Annotated in this window: 13 protein-coding genes; 2 read left to right on the plus strand and 11 right to left on the minus strand. The window is 73.1% G+C overall.

What is annotated here, in order from left to right; genetic code table 11:
• Positions 1–173: 173 nt before the first annotated feature.
• From BKI49_RS11945 to hrcA, 9 genes are all read right to left on the minus strand, one after another.
• Positions 174–1,079: a ribonuclease Z gene (locus BKI49_RS11945; protein WP_095934223.1), complete on the minus strand. Its 906-nt coding sequence runs from the start codon at positions 1,077–1,079 to the stop codon at positions 174–176.
• A gap of 6 nt (positions 1,080–1,085) precedes the next feature.
• Positions 1,086–1,439: a histidine triad nucleotide-binding protein gene (locus BKI49_RS11950; RefSeq protein ID WP_095934224.1), complete on the minus strand. Its 354-nt coding sequence runs from the start codon at positions 1,437–1,439 to the stop codon at positions 1,086–1,088.
• 124 nt (positions 1,440–1,563) lie between these two features.
• The gene (locus BKI49_RS11955; RefSeq protein WP_095934225.1) at positions 1,564–4,773 is read right to left on the minus strand and encodes a S41 family peptidase; all 3,210 of its coding nucleotides are present in this window, start codon (positions 4,771–4,773) and stop codon (positions 1,564–1,566) included.
• 45 nt (positions 4,774–4,818) lie between these two features.
• Positions 4,819–5,385 carry a hypothetical protein gene (locus tag BKI49_RS11960; RefSeq protein ID WP_257004724.1) on the minus strand — a complete coding sequence of 189 codons (567 nt, stop codon included), beginning with the start codon at positions 5,383–5,385 and terminating at the stop codon, positions 4,819–4,821.
• 147 nt (positions 5,386–5,532) lie between these two features.
• Complete coding sequence (locus BKI49_RS11965; RefSeq protein WP_028804622.1) at positions 5,533–5,925, minus strand: VOC family protein; 393 nt, start codon at positions 5,923–5,925, stop codon at positions 5,533–5,535.
• A gap of 18 nt (positions 5,926–5,943) precedes the next feature.
• A complete protein-coding gene (locus BKI49_RS11970; RefSeq protein WP_095934226.1) occupies positions 5,944–6,693 on the minus strand; it encodes a 16S rRNA (uracil(1498)-N(3))-methyltransferase in 750 nt (249 codons plus the stop codon).
• Positions 6,690–7,823 carry a nitronate monooxygenase gene (locus BKI49_RS11975; RefSeq protein WP_095934227.1) on the minus strand — a complete coding sequence of 378 codons (1,134 nt, stop codon included), beginning with the start codon at positions 7,821–7,823 and terminating at the stop codon, positions 6,690–6,692. Before BKI49_RS11975 ends, BKI49_RS11970 begins: the two co-directional genes overlap by 4 nt.
• A 121-nt stretch (positions 7,824–7,944) precedes the next feature.
• On the minus strand, positions 7,945–9,081 hold the full coding sequence (gene dnaJ, locus BKI49_RS11980) for a molecular chaperone DnaJ (protein ID WP_028804624.1): 1,137 nt from the start codon (positions 9,079–9,081) through the stop codon (positions 7,945–7,947).
• A complete protein-coding gene (gene hrcA, locus BKI49_RS11985) occupies positions 9,082–10,101 on the minus strand; it encodes a heat-inducible transcriptional repressor HrcA (RefSeq protein WP_028804625.1) in 1,020 nt (339 codons plus the stop codon). It lies immediately after the preceding gene.
• Between the two features lie 170 nt (positions 10,102–10,271).
• On the opposite strand from hrcA, the gene BKI49_RS11990 reads away from it, so the two are divergent.
• Together BKI49_RS11990 and BKI49_RS11995 are read left to right on the plus strand one after the other, a co-directional pair.
• Positions 10,272–11,006: an MBL fold metallo-hydrolase gene (locus BKI49_RS11990; RefSeq protein ID WP_095934228.1), complete on the plus strand. Its 735-nt coding sequence runs from the start codon at positions 10,272–10,274 to the stop codon at positions 11,004–11,006.
• Between the two features lie 45 nt (positions 11,007–11,051).
• Positions 11,052–11,855, plus strand: a complete 804-nt coding sequence (locus tag BKI49_RS11995) for a DUF3097 domain-containing protein (RefSeq protein WP_095934229.1) — start codon at positions 11,052–11,054, stop codon at positions 11,853–11,855.
• Here BKI49_RS11995 and BKI49_RS12000 read toward each other — a convergent pair.
• Positions 11,839–13,122 carry a hypothetical protein gene (locus BKI49_RS12000; RefSeq protein ID WP_095934230.1) on the minus strand — a complete coding sequence of 428 codons (1,284 nt, stop codon included), beginning with the start codon at positions 13,120–13,122 and terminating at the stop codon, positions 11,839–11,841. The two genes, BKI49_RS11995 and BKI49_RS12000, sit on opposite strands and share 17 nt — an antisense overlap.
• A gap of 27 nt (positions 13,123–13,149) precedes the next feature.
• Complete coding sequence (gene hemW / locus BKI49_RS12005) at positions 13,150–14,382, minus strand: radical SAM family heme chaperone HemW (RefSeq protein ID WP_179332410.1); 1,233 nt, start codon at positions 14,380–14,382, stop codon at positions 13,150–13,152.
• Positions 14,383–14,624 lie beyond the last annotated feature (242 nt).

The following is a 14,624-nucleotide window of genomic DNA, read 5'->3' on the forward strand; positions in this document are numbered from 1 at the left end:
GGCGACGGCCCGACATAACGGAACCGAACGCCGCCCCGCCGTCGTCCGCGTCGCCCGTCGCCGCCGGGCCCGGCGGCGCACCGCCCGGCGCCCGGGCACCGGTGCTCCGAGCCGGTCACCGCCACCGCCGCCTCGCGTCCGGCGCAGGTCACCCGCCCGGGCACGGGCCGCCGCTACCGGCGCTTCGGCACCGGGACCCGCAGCAGGTCGTACGCCACCGTCAGATCGCCGTCGAAGCCGGCCGCGCGGGCCTGCCGCTCGAACTCGCCCGGATCGGAGTAGCGCTGGCTGAAGTGGGTCAGCACGAGATGCCGTACCCCGGCGTCCCTGGCCACCCGCGCCGCCTGGCCCGCCGTCAGATGACCGTGGTCCTCGGCGAGCCGCTCGTCCTCGTCCAGGAAGGTCGACTCGATGACGAGCAGGTCGCACCCTTCGGCGAGGGCGCCGACGCCCTCGCACAGCCGGGTGTCCATGACGAACGCGAAGCGCTGCCCGCGCCGCACCTCGCTGACGTCGTCGAGGGTGACGCCGCGCAGCGCGCCGTCCCGCTGGATGCGCCCGACGTCCGGCCCCCTGATCCCGTGCTCCGCGAGCCGCTCGGGCAGTATCCGCCGCCCGTCCGGCTCGACCAGCCGGTAGCCGAAGGACTCCACGGGGTGCGAGAGCCGGCGCGCCTCCAGGGTGTACGACGGCGTGGCCGCGAGGACCCCGTCGTCGTCGACCGGCACCTCGGTCAGCGCCACCGTCTCGCGATAGGCCGTGGCGTGGCGCAGCCGGTCGAAGAACCGCTGCCCGGACGCCGGATAGTGCGCGGTCACCTCGTGCGGCACGCGGTCGAGGTTGATGCGCTGGATCACCCCGGCGAGCCCGAGCGAGTGGTCCCCGTGGAAGTGGGTGACGCAGATCCGGTGCAGGTCGTGCGCGGCGACCCCGGCACGCAGCATCTGCCGCTGCGTGCCCTCGCCGGGGTCGAAGAGCAGCCCCTCGCCGTCCCACCGCAGCAGGTAGCCGTTGTGGTTGCGGTGTCGCGTCGGGACCTGGCTGGCGGTGCCGAGGACCACCAATTCACGTACGGACAAGGCCGGTTACCCCGGAGGCCACTGCATGCCGCGACCGCCCAGCACATGGGCGTGCGCGTGGAAGACGGTCTGTCCGGCGCCGCTGCCGGTGTTGAACACGACGCGGTAGCTCTCCAGCTTCTCCTCGCCCGCGACCTCGCCGGCCTCGCGCAGCAGGTCGGCGACGACGGTGGGCTCGGCGACCGCCAGCTCCGCGGCGTCCCGGTAGTGCACCTTGGGGATGACGAGGATGTGGGTGGGCGCCTGAGGGTTGATGTCACGGAACGCGACGGTGGTGTCGGTCTCCCGGACCAGGGTCGCCGGGATCTGCCCCGCGACGATCTTGCAGAACAGGCAGTCGTCCTGCGGCTCTCCCGCCATGCGTGTGTCTCCTTCACGCCGTTGATCGCTACGACGGCATCGTATCCACCGGAGCAATTCTTCAGCGCGACAACGGGGTCCGGGGCGACCGTCCGTGAGGACGGCCGCCCCGGACCCGGGTGCCTCAGTCCTCCGGAAGCGCCGGGGCGGTCTTCGCCGGGTTCTCCTCCAGGGCGGCGAGGGCGATCCGGATCGCCTCGTCGAGCTGGGTGTCACGTCCGGCGGCGTGGTCCTGCGGCGTCTGGACGACCTCGACGTCGGGGTCGACGCCGTAGTTCTCCACGCCCCACTCGTAACCCTCCATCCAGAAGGCGTACTTGGGCTGGGTGACGAGCGTGCCGTCGACGAGCCGGTAGCGGCTGTCGATGCCGATCACACCGCCCCAGGTGCGGGTGCCGACCACCGGCCCGATACCGAGGGCCTTGATCGCCGCGTTGACGATGTCGCCGTCGGAGCCGGAGAACTCGTTGGCGACGGCGACGACCGGACCGCGGGGCGCGTCCTCCGGATAGCTGTACGGGCGCAGTCCGCGCGGCAGGTCCCAGCCGACGATCCGCCGCGCGAGCTTCTCCACGACCAGCTGGGAGGTGTGGCCGCCGCGGTTCTCGCGGACGTCCACGACCAGCCCGTCCCTGGCCACCTCGACCCGCAGGTCGCGGTGGAGCTGCGCCCAGCCCGAGCCCACCATGTCCGGCACGTGCAGATAGCCGAGGCGGCCCCCGGAGCGCTCGTGGACGTAGGCGCGCCGGTCGGCGACCCACGCGTGGTAGCGCAGCGGCTCCTCGTCGGCGAGCGGGATCACGACCGCGTGACGTGGATCGCCGCCGCCCGCGGGCGACACGGTCAGCTCCACCGGCTTGCCGGCCGTGCCGACGAGCAGCGGTCCGGGACCCGCCACCGGGTCCACCGGCTGCCCGCCGATCGCGACGATCGCGTCGCCGGCCCGCACCGCGACGCCGGGCGCGGCGAGCGGCGCCCGGGCCTCGGGGTCGGACGTCTCGGAGGGCAGGATCCGGTCGATGCGCCAACTGCCGTCCTCGTGACGGGAGATGTCCGCGCCGAGCAGTCCCTGCGCCCGGTCGCCGCCTCCTCCGCCGCCGGGGAGGACGTAGGCGTGCGAGGTGCCGAGCTCGCCCTGCACCTCCCACAGCAGGTCCACGAGGTCGTCGTGCGTGGCGACGCGCTCCAGCACCGGCCGGTACCGGTCGAGGACGCCCTGCCAGTCGACACCGGCCAGGTCGGGCCGCCAGAAGTTGTCCCGCATGAGGCGGCCCGTCTCGTCGTACATCTGCCGCCACTCGGCGGCCGGGTCGACGGTCTGCCGCACCCTCGACAGATCGACGGTGATGTTCGAGTCGCTCTCGTCGTCGTTCGAGGCGCGCCGGTCGCTGGGGACGACCTTGAGTCGTCCGTCGGTCCACAGCAGGACCCGCTTGCCGTCGCCGCTGACGGCGAAGTGGTCGGCGTCGGCGGCGAGGTGCTCGATGCGCTGCTGGGCGAGGTCGTACCGCTCCAGTTCGCTCTTCGGGTCCGGGGCGTCCGGAGTGGCACGGGAGGCACCGAGCACACCGCGCACCGGGTGGCGCAGCCACAGCACCCCGTCCTTGGCGGCGCGCAGCGTCGAGTAGCGGGCGGCCTCGACGGGGAACGCCACGATCCGGTCGGCGAGCCCGTCGAGGTCGATACGGGTCGTCGGCGCGCCCTCGCTGTCGGGGGTCTCGTCCTTGTCGGGCGCTTCGAAGGGTCGGCCGTGGCGCTGCGGCCCGAAGGGCGACGGCGTCGTCGCGGCCAGGGTGATCAGGTAGGGCCGTGATCCGCCGACGAACGCGAGGTCGAAGACGTGCTCGTCGTAGACGGGATCGAAGGAGCGGGCCGACAGGAAGGCGAGGTGCTTGCCGTCGAGGGTGAACGCCGGCGCGTAGTCCCGGAAGCGGAGCGGGGTCGCCTCGGTCACCGCCAGGTCGGCGGTGTTGGCGAGCTTCAGCTGCCGCAGCGGGCGCGGCCCGGGGTGCGACCACGCGAGCCACGCCGAGTCGGGCGAGAAGACCAGCCCGGTGGCCTCGCCGTCCTCGCTGCGGTCGAGCTCGCGAACCTCGCCGCTGTCGCGCTCGACGAGCAGGACCCGCCCGTCGTGCGAGGCGACGGCGGCGCGGCTGCCGTCGGGAGCCATCGCGAGTCCGAGGACGCGCCCGAGCTGTCCGGCGGCGAGCCGCCGCGGGGTCGCTCCGGGGGCGACGCCGGTCGCGGGGGCGAACTCCAGCGCGTCGTCGCCCTCCGCGTCGGTGACCCACACGACGTGTCCCTCACCGTCGGCGCGGAAGGAGCGGGGCAGCCGGGCGCGTACGCCCTGTCCGGCGGCGAGCGTGCGGGCCGGGCCCGAGCGGTGCGTGACCCAGTGCACGGCGCCGCGCACGGAGATCGCGCTGCCGCGTCCGGTGTGGTCGGGTGTGGCGGACGAGAACCAGCGGGAGGCCCTGACGGGGTGCGGCTGGAGGTCGGCGCGCTGGCCGCCGAGCATGATGTCCAGCCGGCGCGGTTCGGCGCCGTCGAGGTCGTCGAGGAGCCAGAGCTCACCGGCGGACGCGTACACGACCCGGGTGCCGTCGCTCGCCGCCTGCCGGGCGTAGAAGCCGTCCACAGGCGTGTGCCGGCGCAGGTCCGAGCCGTCGGCGAGGGAGGAGTACAGCGCCCCCACGCCCTCGTGGTCGGACAGGAAGGCGATGCGCTCCCCCACCCAGAGGGGATATTCGAGATTCCCGTCGAGGTCCTCGTGCAGGCGGACGAACTCGCCCTCGCCCGCCCGGTCGATCCACAGCTTGCCCGCCGTGCCGCCGCGGTACCGCTTCCACCAGGCGGCCTCGCGGCCCATCGGCGCGGACAGCAGCACGGTGCCGGGGCCGCCCTGGGCGACCTCGCCGACCGGGCCGTACGGAAGGACCGCCGCCGGACCGCCGTCGAGCGGGACCGACCGCGCCCAGCTGCGGCGCAGGCTCTCCCGGCCCTGCGTGCTCAGCGCGAGCACCTGCCCGTCGGAGGTCCAGCCGCGCACCTGGGTCTTGGGGCTGCCCCAGTAGGTGAGCCGTTTGGACGGACCGCCGGCCAGGGGCGCGGCGTGCACCTCGGGCGCCCCGTCGCGGGTCGACGTCCAGGCGACGGTGGTGCCGTCCGGGGAGATGCGTGGATGATTCACCGGCACGTTGTCGGCGCTGACCCGCCAGGCCCGGCCCCCGCCGTCGAGCGGGGCGGCCCAGACGTCGTCCTCGGCCGTGAAGACGACCAAGTCGCCGTGCAGATGCGGGAAACGGAGATACGCGGAGGCTGCGGGCTCTGTCACCCGATCACCCTATGCAGCCGGGGCGCACGCTGAAAGGGGTCACGATCACTTGCCCTGGGAGGGCCAGCAGGTGGGATCGCCCTTGCACCACATGGTTTTCGTCACCGTCACGGTGACGGTGGGGTTCGGCTGCCCGTTCGGCGGCCGGTACGTGGCGGGCGGGACGGGGTTGCTGGTGGCGTTGCAGTTCCCCAGGCCCTGCACATGGAACCACTCCTTGCCGCCGACCTTCGCGACGAGGTCGCCGCGCACGCAGGCGCCGTCGACGGCCCGGGTGACCCGGCCCTTGACGGTGATCTCCCGCCCGTCGTCCGACTGTCCCTGGCAGTCGACGGAGGCGACCGTGTTCTCCGTCGGCCGGGGCGACTTGCCGGGCGTGTAGGCCTTGTTGTTGCCGTAGGAGGCGGTGCAGCTGAGCCAGCGCACGTTCACGTGCTGCCGTTCGAGCTCCTTGGTGGCGGTCTTGTCGGTCGTGTACGCCACTGCAGCCGGGCTCAGCCCGTCTCCTGGCTCGCAGGCGGCCACGCCGAAGATCCCGGCCGCCGCGAACCCGGTCGCCAGCAGTACCCGTCGACGCCCCGCCCGGCGCCCTGTACGCCTCAAAGCCCCCATGAACGGCAGCGTGCCACTCTCCCGGCGGCCGCGGTAGACCGCATGCGGACACTGCGTGGAGTGCACCGCCCGTCCGTGCGATCCCGGTTCGAGCACCCGCGCCAGGGCCGAACACACGGGCGGACGCGGGTACTTCCTCCGGGGACGTCAGCCCAGGAGGAGCAGCCACTCCTGGAGCTCCACCAGATTCCCCTCGGGGTCCTTGAGGTGCGCGACGCGCATCCGCTCGGTCATGGGGGCCGGGCCGTGCAGGATCGTCGCGCCGCGCGAGGTGATCTGCTCGCAGTACGCGTCCAGGTCGTCCACCCGCAGCACGACCAGCGAGCGGTGACCGGTCGCCAGATCGCCCAGCTCACCGAGGACCTCGGCCATCATCGAGCGGTCCTGTATGGCGATGCCCGCCGAGCCGGTGGAGGGGCTGAACTTCTCGTAGGGGCCCTCGGCCGAGCCCGACTGGGGCTTGAGGCCGAGGACGTCCGCGTAGAAGTGGTAGCAGGCGGCGAAGTCGGAGACGAGCAGCCGTACTTGGGCGAGTTCCAAGGCGATCCCCCGTGCGTGTCAGGACCAGCGGCCGGTGCGTGCCAGCAGCAGCGCCGTCGCCACCGTCCCGGCGGTCGATGTGCGCAGAACGGTACGCCCCAGGTGGAACGTCCGCGCCCCCGCCCCGGTGAAGAGCGCGACCTCCTCGGGGGAGATCCCGCCCTCGGGTCCCACCACCAGCACGATCTCCCCGTCGGCGGGCAGGTCCGCCGTGGCGAACGGCTCGGTGCCCAGCTCCGTGTCCTCGTGCAGCACCGCCGCCAGATCGGCTTTGGCGAGAAGTGCGGCAACCTGCTTGGTCGTCATCGCGTCCGCGACGTCGGGGAAACGGACCCGGCGGGACTGCTTGCCGGCCTCCCGGGCCGTGGCCCGCCACTTGGCGAGCGACTTCGCCCCGCGGTCGCCCTTCCACTGGGTGATGCAGCGGGAGGCCGCCCAGGGGACGATCGCGTCCACACCGGTCTCCGTCATGGTCTCGACGGCGAGTTCGCCCCGGTCGCCCTTGGGGAGGGCCTGTACGACGGTGATGCGCGGCTCCTCCGCGGGCTCCTCGGTGACCGAGTCCATCCGGACGACCAGCCGGTCCTTGCCCTCGGTGTCGAGCACCACGCACTCCGCGTAGCGTCCGGCCCCGTCGGTGAGGACGACGTCCTCTCCGGGGCGCAGCCGCTTCACCGAGACGGCGTGCCGGCCCTCGGGGCCGTCGAGGACGTAGCGTCCGTCGCCGCCCGCGTCGAAGTGCTCGACCACGAACACCGGTGCCGTCATCGGCCCGCACCCGCTTCCTCGTCCGGGAACGCCGACGTGTCCGGGCCCGGCAGGCCCGACAGCCCGTGCGCCGTCGACAACGCTGTCCGGGCGGCGGCGAGTTCGGCGCTCAGCACCTCCACCAGCCGTGCGGCGGGCAGCTCCCGCGCCATGCGGTGGCCCTGGCCGGCCCACAGCGCCATGCCCTGCGCGTCGCCCGCCCGGGCAGCCGCCTTGCGCAGCGGCGAGGTCAGATGGTGGACCTCGGGGTAGGCGGCGGGCGCGTACGGCCCGTGCTCGCGCAGGAACCGGTTGACGAGTCCGCGCGCGGGACGGCCGGAGAACGCCCGCGTCAGCTCCGTACGGACGTAGAGCGGGTTGGTCAGCGCCTGCTTGTGCACGGCGTTCGCGCCGGACTCGTGGGTGGCGAGGAACGCGGTGCCGAGCTGGGCGGCGCTCGCGCCGGCCGCGAGGGCGGCGGCGATCTGGCTGCCGCGCATGATGCCGCCGGCCGCGACGATCGGGATCCGCACGGTCTCGCGGACCTGCGCGATCAGCGAGAGCAGGCCGATGCCGGTGCCGTCCGTCTCCGGGTTGTCGCGATGGGTGCCCTGGTGGCCGCCCGCCTCGACGCCCTGCACGACGACGGCGTCGGCGCCCGCCCGCTGCACCGCGAGGGCCTCGTCGGCCGTGGTCGCGGCGATCAGGGTCAGGGTGCCGACGCGGGCGAGGGACTCCAGGACGTCGGGGGCGGGGCAGCCGAAGTGGAAGGAGACCACCGGCACCGGATTGTCGAGGAGGACGGCGAGCTTGGCGTCGTAGCCGTCGTCGCGGCCGCTGTCCGGGTCACCGAGCTCGGTCTCGTACCAGGCGGCCTCTCCGGCGAGCTGATTGGCGTACACCTCGACGGCCGACCGGTCCGCGTACTCGGGCTGCGGCATGAAGAGGTTCACGCCGAAGGGCTGGGCCGTGAGTCCGCGCAGCTGCTTGATCTCCTGGTACATGCCGTCGGCGGTCTTGTACCCGGCGGCCAGGAAACCGAGTCCGCCGGCCTCGGACACCGCCGCCGCGAGCTGCGGCACGGAGACGCCGCCCGCCATGGGGGCCTGCACGATCGGCAGCGGGAAGAGATCGGTCAGCGGGGAGGACATGACCGCATGTTGTCACGTCCTCCGTGCAAGTCCGAATCCACCCTTCCGCCTGTCCGGAACCGGCCGGAAGGGCACCTGGTCAGCGCCCTCCGCGGCTCCGGTCCCGGCTCTCGACGGTCGCTCAGCGGCCGTTGAACGCGTCCTTCAGACGCGAGAACAGACCCTGCTGGCCGGGCTGGAACTGCCCGGTGGGCCGCTCCTCGCCGCGCAGCTTCGCCAGTTCGCGCAGCAGCCGCTCCTGCTCGGGGTCGAGCTTGGTCGGCGTGGTGACCTCGACGTGGACGATCAGGTCGCCGCGGCCGCCGCCGCGCAGGTGCGTGACGCCCCGCCCGTGCAGCGGGATCGACTGCCCGGACTGCGTGCCCGGACGGATGTCGACCTCCTCCAGGCCGTCGAGCGTCTCCAGCGGCACCTTCGTGCCGAGGGACGCCGCGGTCATCGGGATGGTGACCGTGCAGTGCAGGTCGTCGCCGCGCCGCTGGAAGACGTTGTGCGGCAGTTCGTGGATCTCCACGTACAGGTCGCCGGCGGGGCCGCCGCCGGGGCCGACCTCGCCCTCGCCCGCGAGCTGGATCCGGGTGCCGTTGTCGACACCGGCCGGGATCTTCACGGTCAACGTCCGGCGGGAGCGGACCCGGCCGTCGCCCGCGCACTCGGGGCACGGGGTCGGGACGACGGTGCCGAAGCCCTGGCACTGCGGGCAGGGGCGGGAGGTCATGACCTGGCCCAGGAAGGAACGGGTGACCTGGGAGACCTCACCACGGCCGCGGCACATGTCGCAGGTCTGCGCGGAGGTGCCCGGAGCGGCGCCCTCGCCGTTGCAGGTGGCGCAGACGACGGCCGTGTCGACCTGGATGTCCTTCGTGGTGCCGAAGGCCGCCTCGTCCAGCTCGATCTCCAGACGGATCATGGCGTCCTGGCCCCGGCGGGTGCGCGAGCGCGGTCCGCGCTGCGACGCCGTGCCGAAGAAGGCGTCCATGATGTCCGAGAAGTTCCCGAAGCCGCCGGCACCGAAGCCGCCCGCGCCACCGCCGCCCGCCTGGGACAGCGGGTCGCCGCCGAGGTCGTAGACCTGCTTCTTCTGCGGGTCCGACAACACCTCGTAGGCGGCGTTGATCTCCTTGAACCGCTCCTGCGTCTTCGGATCGGGGTTGACGTCCGGATGCAGCTCGCGCGCGAGCCTCCGGAACGCCTTCTTGATCTCGTCCTGGGAAGCGTCGCGGCGCACGCCGAGCACGGCGTAGTAGTCCGTGGCCACTTACGACTCCGCCAGGATCTGTCCGACGTACCGTGCCACCGCTCGTACCGCTCCCATCGTTCCCGGGTAATCCATGCGGGTCGGGCCGACCACGCCGAGTTTGGCTACTGCCTCGCCGCCCGAACCGTAGCCGACGGAGACCACGGACGTGGAGTTGAGTCCCTCATGGGCGTTCTCGTGACCGATCCGCACGGTCATGCCCGAATCCTTCGCCTCACCAAGCAACTTGAGGAGCACGACCTGCTCCTCCAGCGCTTCGAGCACCGGCCGGATGGTGAGAGGGAAGTCATGTCCGAAGCGGGTGAGATTGGCGGTGCCGCCGATCATCAGCCGCTCCTCGGTCTCCTCGACGAGTGTCTCCAGGAGGGTGGAGAGCACCGTGGCGACCGTACCGCGGTCCTCGGGCTCCTCGAACGCCTCCGGAAGATCCTGCACGAGCTGCGGGACGTCCGCGAAACGGCGGCCCGCGACCCGGCTGTTGAGCCGCGCCCGCAGGTCCGCCAGCGACGTCTCGCCGAACGGCGCGGGGCAGTCGATCATGCGCTGTTCGACCCGCCCGGTGTCCGTGATCAGGACGAGCATGACGCGCGCCGGAGCGAGCGACAGGAGCTCCACGTGCCGCACGGTGGAGCGGGTCAGGGACGGGTACTGCACGACGGCGACCTGCCGGGTGAGCTGCGCGAGCAGCCGCACGGTCCGGGCCACGACGTCGTCGAGGTCGACGGCGCCGTCGAGGAAGTTCTGGATGGCCCGCCGCTCGGGCGCCGTCATCGGCTTGACCCCGGCGAGCTTGTCGACGAAGAGCCGGTAGCCCTTGTCGGTGGGGATGCGCCCGGCACTGGTGTGCGGCTGGGCGATGTACCCCTCGTCCTCCAGCGCCGCCATGTCGTTGCGCACGGTCGCGGGCGAGACGCCGAGCCGGTGCCGCTCGGTGAGCGCCTTGGATCCGACCGGCTCCTCGGTGCCCACGTAGTCCTGGACGATGGCGCGCAGCACTTCGAGCCTGCGTTCACTGAGCATCGCGCACACCTCCAGAAGTCGGCTCCGTGGTCCTCGTGGCCCCTGGCCTGGCACTCAGCGCACGCGAGTGCCAGCGTTCCCCGGCCCAGTGTACGGCTGTGAGGTACGGCCCGGGCAAGGGCCGGCCTGCGATGTCGTGCTCACCACGTCCGCACGACTAGCGTCTCCGTATGAGCGTGACTTGGGAAGAGCCGGGGTGGGAAAGGGTGACACCCCGGGTCGGACGACGGCGGCTTCCGGTCTGGGACTGCACCGTCGGGCTCGTGGTGGGCGAGGACGCCGCGCTCGTGATCGACGCCGGGTCGAGCCTCGGGGAGGGCGCACGGCTGCGCGCCGAGGCGCTGCGGCTGCTCGGACCCGGTCGCAGGGTGACGCACCTCGCACTCACGCACCCGCACTTCGACCACGTCTTCGGTGCGGCCGCGTTCTCGGGGGTGGAGGTGTTCGGGGCGGTCGGGCTGGACACCGTCCTCGCGCACGGGCGTGACGAACTGCGCGCGGACGCGGTGCGCAACGGTCTTGGACCGAGCGCGGCGGCCGAGGCGGCGGATCTTCTGGTGCACCCCCGGCACGCGGTGTCCGGCGAGTGGACGCTCGACCTCGGCGGCGTCCAGGTCCTGCTGGCGAACGTGGGCCCGGGACACACCGCGCACGATCTGGCGGTCCTGGTCCCCGGTGGGCCGGACGGTCCGGAGACCGTCTTCTGCGGCGATCTGGTGGAGGAGTCGGGCGAACCCCAGGCCGGTCCCGACGCGATCCCCTCACACTGGCCGGCCGCCCTGGACCGGCTGCTCGACCTCGGCGGCGAGGACGCGGTGTACGTGCCCGGTCACGGAGCGTCGGTGGACGCGGTGTTCGTGCGCGCCCAGCGGGACGCGCTGGCGGCGCGTTTCGGCGTGTCGTAGCGATCTCCCCCGCACCGCCCCGCCGCTTCTCCTATCGTCATCCGAATGCGCCAGTACTCTCCCGACCTGACTCCGCCGTGGAAGAAGCCCAAGCCCGTGCCGGAGGTCGCGGCGGACGCCGGTCTGGTGGTCGAGGAGCCCGGTACCGGCTTCTGCGGTGCCGTGATCCGCTGCGAGGCGGGCACGGTCACCCTGGAGGACCGCTTCGGCAAGCACCGGGTGTTCCCGCTGGAGCCGCGCGGCTTCCTGCTGGAGGGGCGGGTCGTGACGCTCGTACGGCCGTCGTCGGCGCCGGCCCGCCCGTCCCGCACGGCGTCCGGTTCGGTGGCCGTGCCCGGTGCGCGGGCCCGGGTCGCCCGCGCGGGCCGCATCTACGTGGAGGGCCGCCACGACGCCGAGCTCGTCGAGCGGGTGTGGGGCGACGACCTGCGTATCGAGGGCGTCGTCGTCGAGTACCTGGAGGGCGTCGACGACCTCCCCTCCATCGTCGAGGACTTCGGTCCCGGCCCCGACGCCCGGCTGGGGGTCCTGGTCGACCACCTGGTGCCCGGCACGAAGGAGTCCCGCATCGCCGAGGCGGTCACCAGCGACCACGCCCTGGTGCTCGGCCACCCGTACATCGACATCTGGGAGGCCGTGAAGCCGTCGGCCGTGGGCATCGCGGGCTGGCCCCGGATCCCGCACGGCCAGGACTGGAAGACGGGCGTGTGCCGGGCCCTGGGCTGGCCGGAGAACACCGGCGCGGCCTGGCAGCACATCCTGTCCCGGGTGCGCTCCTACAAGGACCTGGAGCCGGAACTCCTGGGCCGCGTGGAGGAGTTGATCGACTTCGTCACGGCGCCGGAGTGACGGTCCTGCCGCCGGTTCCACGGGTGCGGCGGCGGTGCCCCTTCAGGTCCGGGGCTCCCTCGTAGCCGGACTTCATCCGCTCCGCACCGAGCCAGAGGTCCGGCGCCCAGCGCCGACAGCCCGCCACCACCGCGTGCCGGCCGCCGGCGGGCCGGACGGAGACGCGGTGGCGCAGCCGGGGCAGGCCGGGCCGTGGCGGCTCGCCGTCCCGCACGAACAACCACAGCAGCGGGGCGTCGCGGTCGATCTCGTCCTTCGGGCAGAGTTCGAGGGTGTACAGCGGTGGCGCGCCGTGGATGCCGACTCCGGCGAGCGAGTCCCACGGCACGGTGGCGGACCGTCCGCGCCGGGTGACGTGGACGCCGGTGGCGTCCATGGTGACGCGCTGGTTCCAGACGAGCCGTACGCCCCGCGCGTGGAGGAGGAGGCCCCAGCCGACCAGCGCGACGAGCACGACGGCGGTCACCTCGCGCACGACGGCGACGGCCCCGTGCCCGTGCTCGGGTATGAGGGCCGGCACGGCCCAGGCGCAGGCCGACACCATGACGAGCGCCGCGACCAGCCGGCGGCGGACCAGCACGCCGGCACGGTGGACCACCACCGAGTCGCCGATCTCGACGGTCTCGAAGACGAGTGGTTCGCGCGTGCCGCGCCCCGCCGCGCCGGTCCGCTCCTGGTGGCCCGCGTGATCCGGTCCGCCCAAGTACGACATCGGCTGTTCCCGGCGGCCGAACCACAGCCCGGGCGCCCACTGCTGGAAGGCCTTCTCGTACGCCTTGTGGGAGTCGCCCACGTCGATGCGGTAGCGGAGCCGGGGCAGTCCCGGCCGGAGCGGCTCCGTGTCGCGGACGAACGTCCACAGCAGCGGATCGTCGCGGTCGATCTCGTCCTTCGGGCAGAGCTCGACCGTGAAGACGACCGTCTTGCTGCCGCGAGCCCAGTGGATGCCCGCGCCGGCCAGGGAGTCCCAGCGGATCAGCGCCATCTCCTTGCCCCGCATCCACCAGAAACCGGTCGAGTCGAAGGCGGTGGTCCACTGGCGGGCCCGCCAGCGGGAGACGAGCAGGATCACTCCGGCGACACCCATCGCCATCAGCATCCCGAGCGGTATCCAGCCGGCCCCGATCCCGTCGTGCTCGACGGCGATCCATACCCCCATCACACCGCCGGCGATCAGCACCAGTGCGATCGGCAGCGACATGAGCAGCCGCCGCAGCCCGTACCGGAGGACGGTCGCGTCCTCGGCGGGCCATCCATCGAAGATCATGGCCGCGGACTGTACGGGAACAGTGGTTCAGTCCACCAGGTCCCTGACGACGGCGTCCGCGAGCAGCCGCCCGCGCAGCGTGAGCACCGCCCGGCCGTCCTCGTACGGACCGGCTTCGAGGAGCCCGTCGGACAGGGCGCGGCGGGAGGCCGCGAGGCCGTCCGGGCGCAGCAGGGACAGCGGGCAGCCGTCGCGCAGTCGCAGTTCGAGCAGGATCCGCTCGACGCGGCGGTCCTCGTCGGCGAGGAGCTCGCGCCCGGCCCCCGGGGACCTGCCGCCGGCCAGCGCCGCCGCGTAGGCGCCCGGGTGCTTCACGTTCCACCAGCGGACGCCGCCGACGTGGCTGTGGGCGCCGGGGCCCGCTCCCCACCAGTCGGCGCCGCGCCAGTACAGCTCGTTGTGCAGGCAGCGGCCCGCCTCGGAGGTGGCCCAGTTCGAGACCTCGTACCACTCGAAGCCCGCCGCCGACATCACCTCGTCCGCGATGAGGTAGCGGTCCGCGTGGACGTCGTCGTCCGTCATCGGGACCTCGCCGCGGCGGATGCGGCGGGCGAGCTGGGTGCCCTCCTCGACGATCAGGGCGTACGCGGAGATGTGGTCCGGCCCGGCGCCGAGCGCCGCGTCGAGCGAGGCGCGCCAGTCATCGTCCGACTCCCCCGGGGTGCCGTAGATCAGGTCGAGGTTCACATGCTCGAAGCCCGCCGCGCGCGCCTCGGCGACGCAGGCCTCGGGGCGGCCGGGGGTGTGCGTGCGGTCGAGCACCTTCAGAACGTGCTGCCGGGCGCTCTGCATGCCGAAGGAGATCCGGTTGAAGCCCCCGGCGCGCAGGGTCGCCAGGTACTCCGGGCCGACCGACTCCGGGTTCGCCTCCGTCGTGATCTCCGCGTCGTCCGCGAGCCCGAACTCGTCGCGGATCGCCCCCAGCATCCGCACGAGGTCGTCGGCGGCCAGCAGGGTGGGCGTGCCGCCGCCCACGAAGACGGTGCGCACCGGGCGCGGGTCGTCGCCGAGCACCTTGCGGGCGAGTCGGACCTCGTCGATCAGCGTCGACGCGTAGTTGTCCCGGGAAGCGAGCACGCCGCCCGTGCCCCGCAGCTCGGTCGCCGTGTACGTGTTGAAGTCGCAGTAGCCGCAGCGGGTCGCGCAGTACGGGACGTGCAGGTAGAACCCGAGGGGCCGCTCGGCCGCCCCGGCCAGGGCATGCGCGGGCAACGCCCCGTCGTCGGGGACGGGCTCACCGTCGGGAAGTGCGGAAGGCATGCGTTCCATTGTCCAGCACGGCCGGGGGTACCGGATTCCGGTCCGCGGGCCGGGCTCCGCCGGCACGGGTGATCGGCATCTCGCCGGGCGACCAGGACACCCCAGCCCGTCCACCGGCAGAGAGGCAACAGCCCGTCCGGCGCTTGAGGACGAGACCGTCCAGGCCGATGCATTTCAGCCCGTCCGGCGCTTGAGGACGAGACCGTCCAGGCCGACCGGGGGTCCGGGGGCGGAGCCCCCGG

The sequence above is a fragment of the Streptomyces sp. Tue6028 genome (assembly GCF_002300165.1).
Lineage (GTDB): Bacteria > Actinomycetota > Actinomycetes > Streptomycetales > Streptomycetaceae > Streptomyces > Streptomyces siamensis.

Coding starts and splice junctions, on each gene's coding strand:
- BKI49_RS11950 (WP_095934224.1), bottom strand. CDS start 1,439: ATGGCGGGAGAGCCGCAGGACGACTGCCTGTTCTGCAAGATCGTCGCG.
- BKI49_RS11960 (WP_257004724.1), bottom strand. CDS start 5,385: ATGGGGGCTTTGAGGCGTACAGGGCGCCGGGCGGGGCGTCGACGGGTA.
- BKI49_RS11970 (WP_095934226.1), bottom strand. CDS start 6,693: ATGACGGCACCGGTGTTCGTGGTCGAGCACTTCGACGCGGGCGGCGAC.
- BKI49_RS11975 (WP_095934227.1), bottom strand. CDS start 7,823: ATGTCCTCCCCGCTGACCGATCTCTTCCCGCTGCCGATCGTGCAGGCC.
- hrcA (WP_028804625.1), bottom strand. CDS start 10,101: ATGCTCAGTGAACGCAGGCTCGAAGTGCTGCGCGCCATCGTCCAGGAC.
- BKI49_RS11990 (WP_095934228.1), top strand. CDS start 10,272: ATGAGCGTGACTTGGGAAGAGCCGGGGTGGGAAAGGGTGACACCCCGG.
- BKI49_RS11995 (WP_095934229.1), top strand. CDS start 11,052: ATGCGCCAGTACTCTCCCGACCTGACTCCGCCGTGGAAGAAGCCCAAG.
- BKI49_RS12000 (WP_095934230.1), bottom strand. CDS start 13,122: ATGATCTTCGATGGATGGCCCGCCGAGGACGCGACCGTCCTCCGGTAC.
- hemW (WP_179332410.1), bottom strand. CDS start 14,382: ATGCCTTCCGCACTTCCCGACGGTGAGCCCGTCCCCGACGACGGGGCG.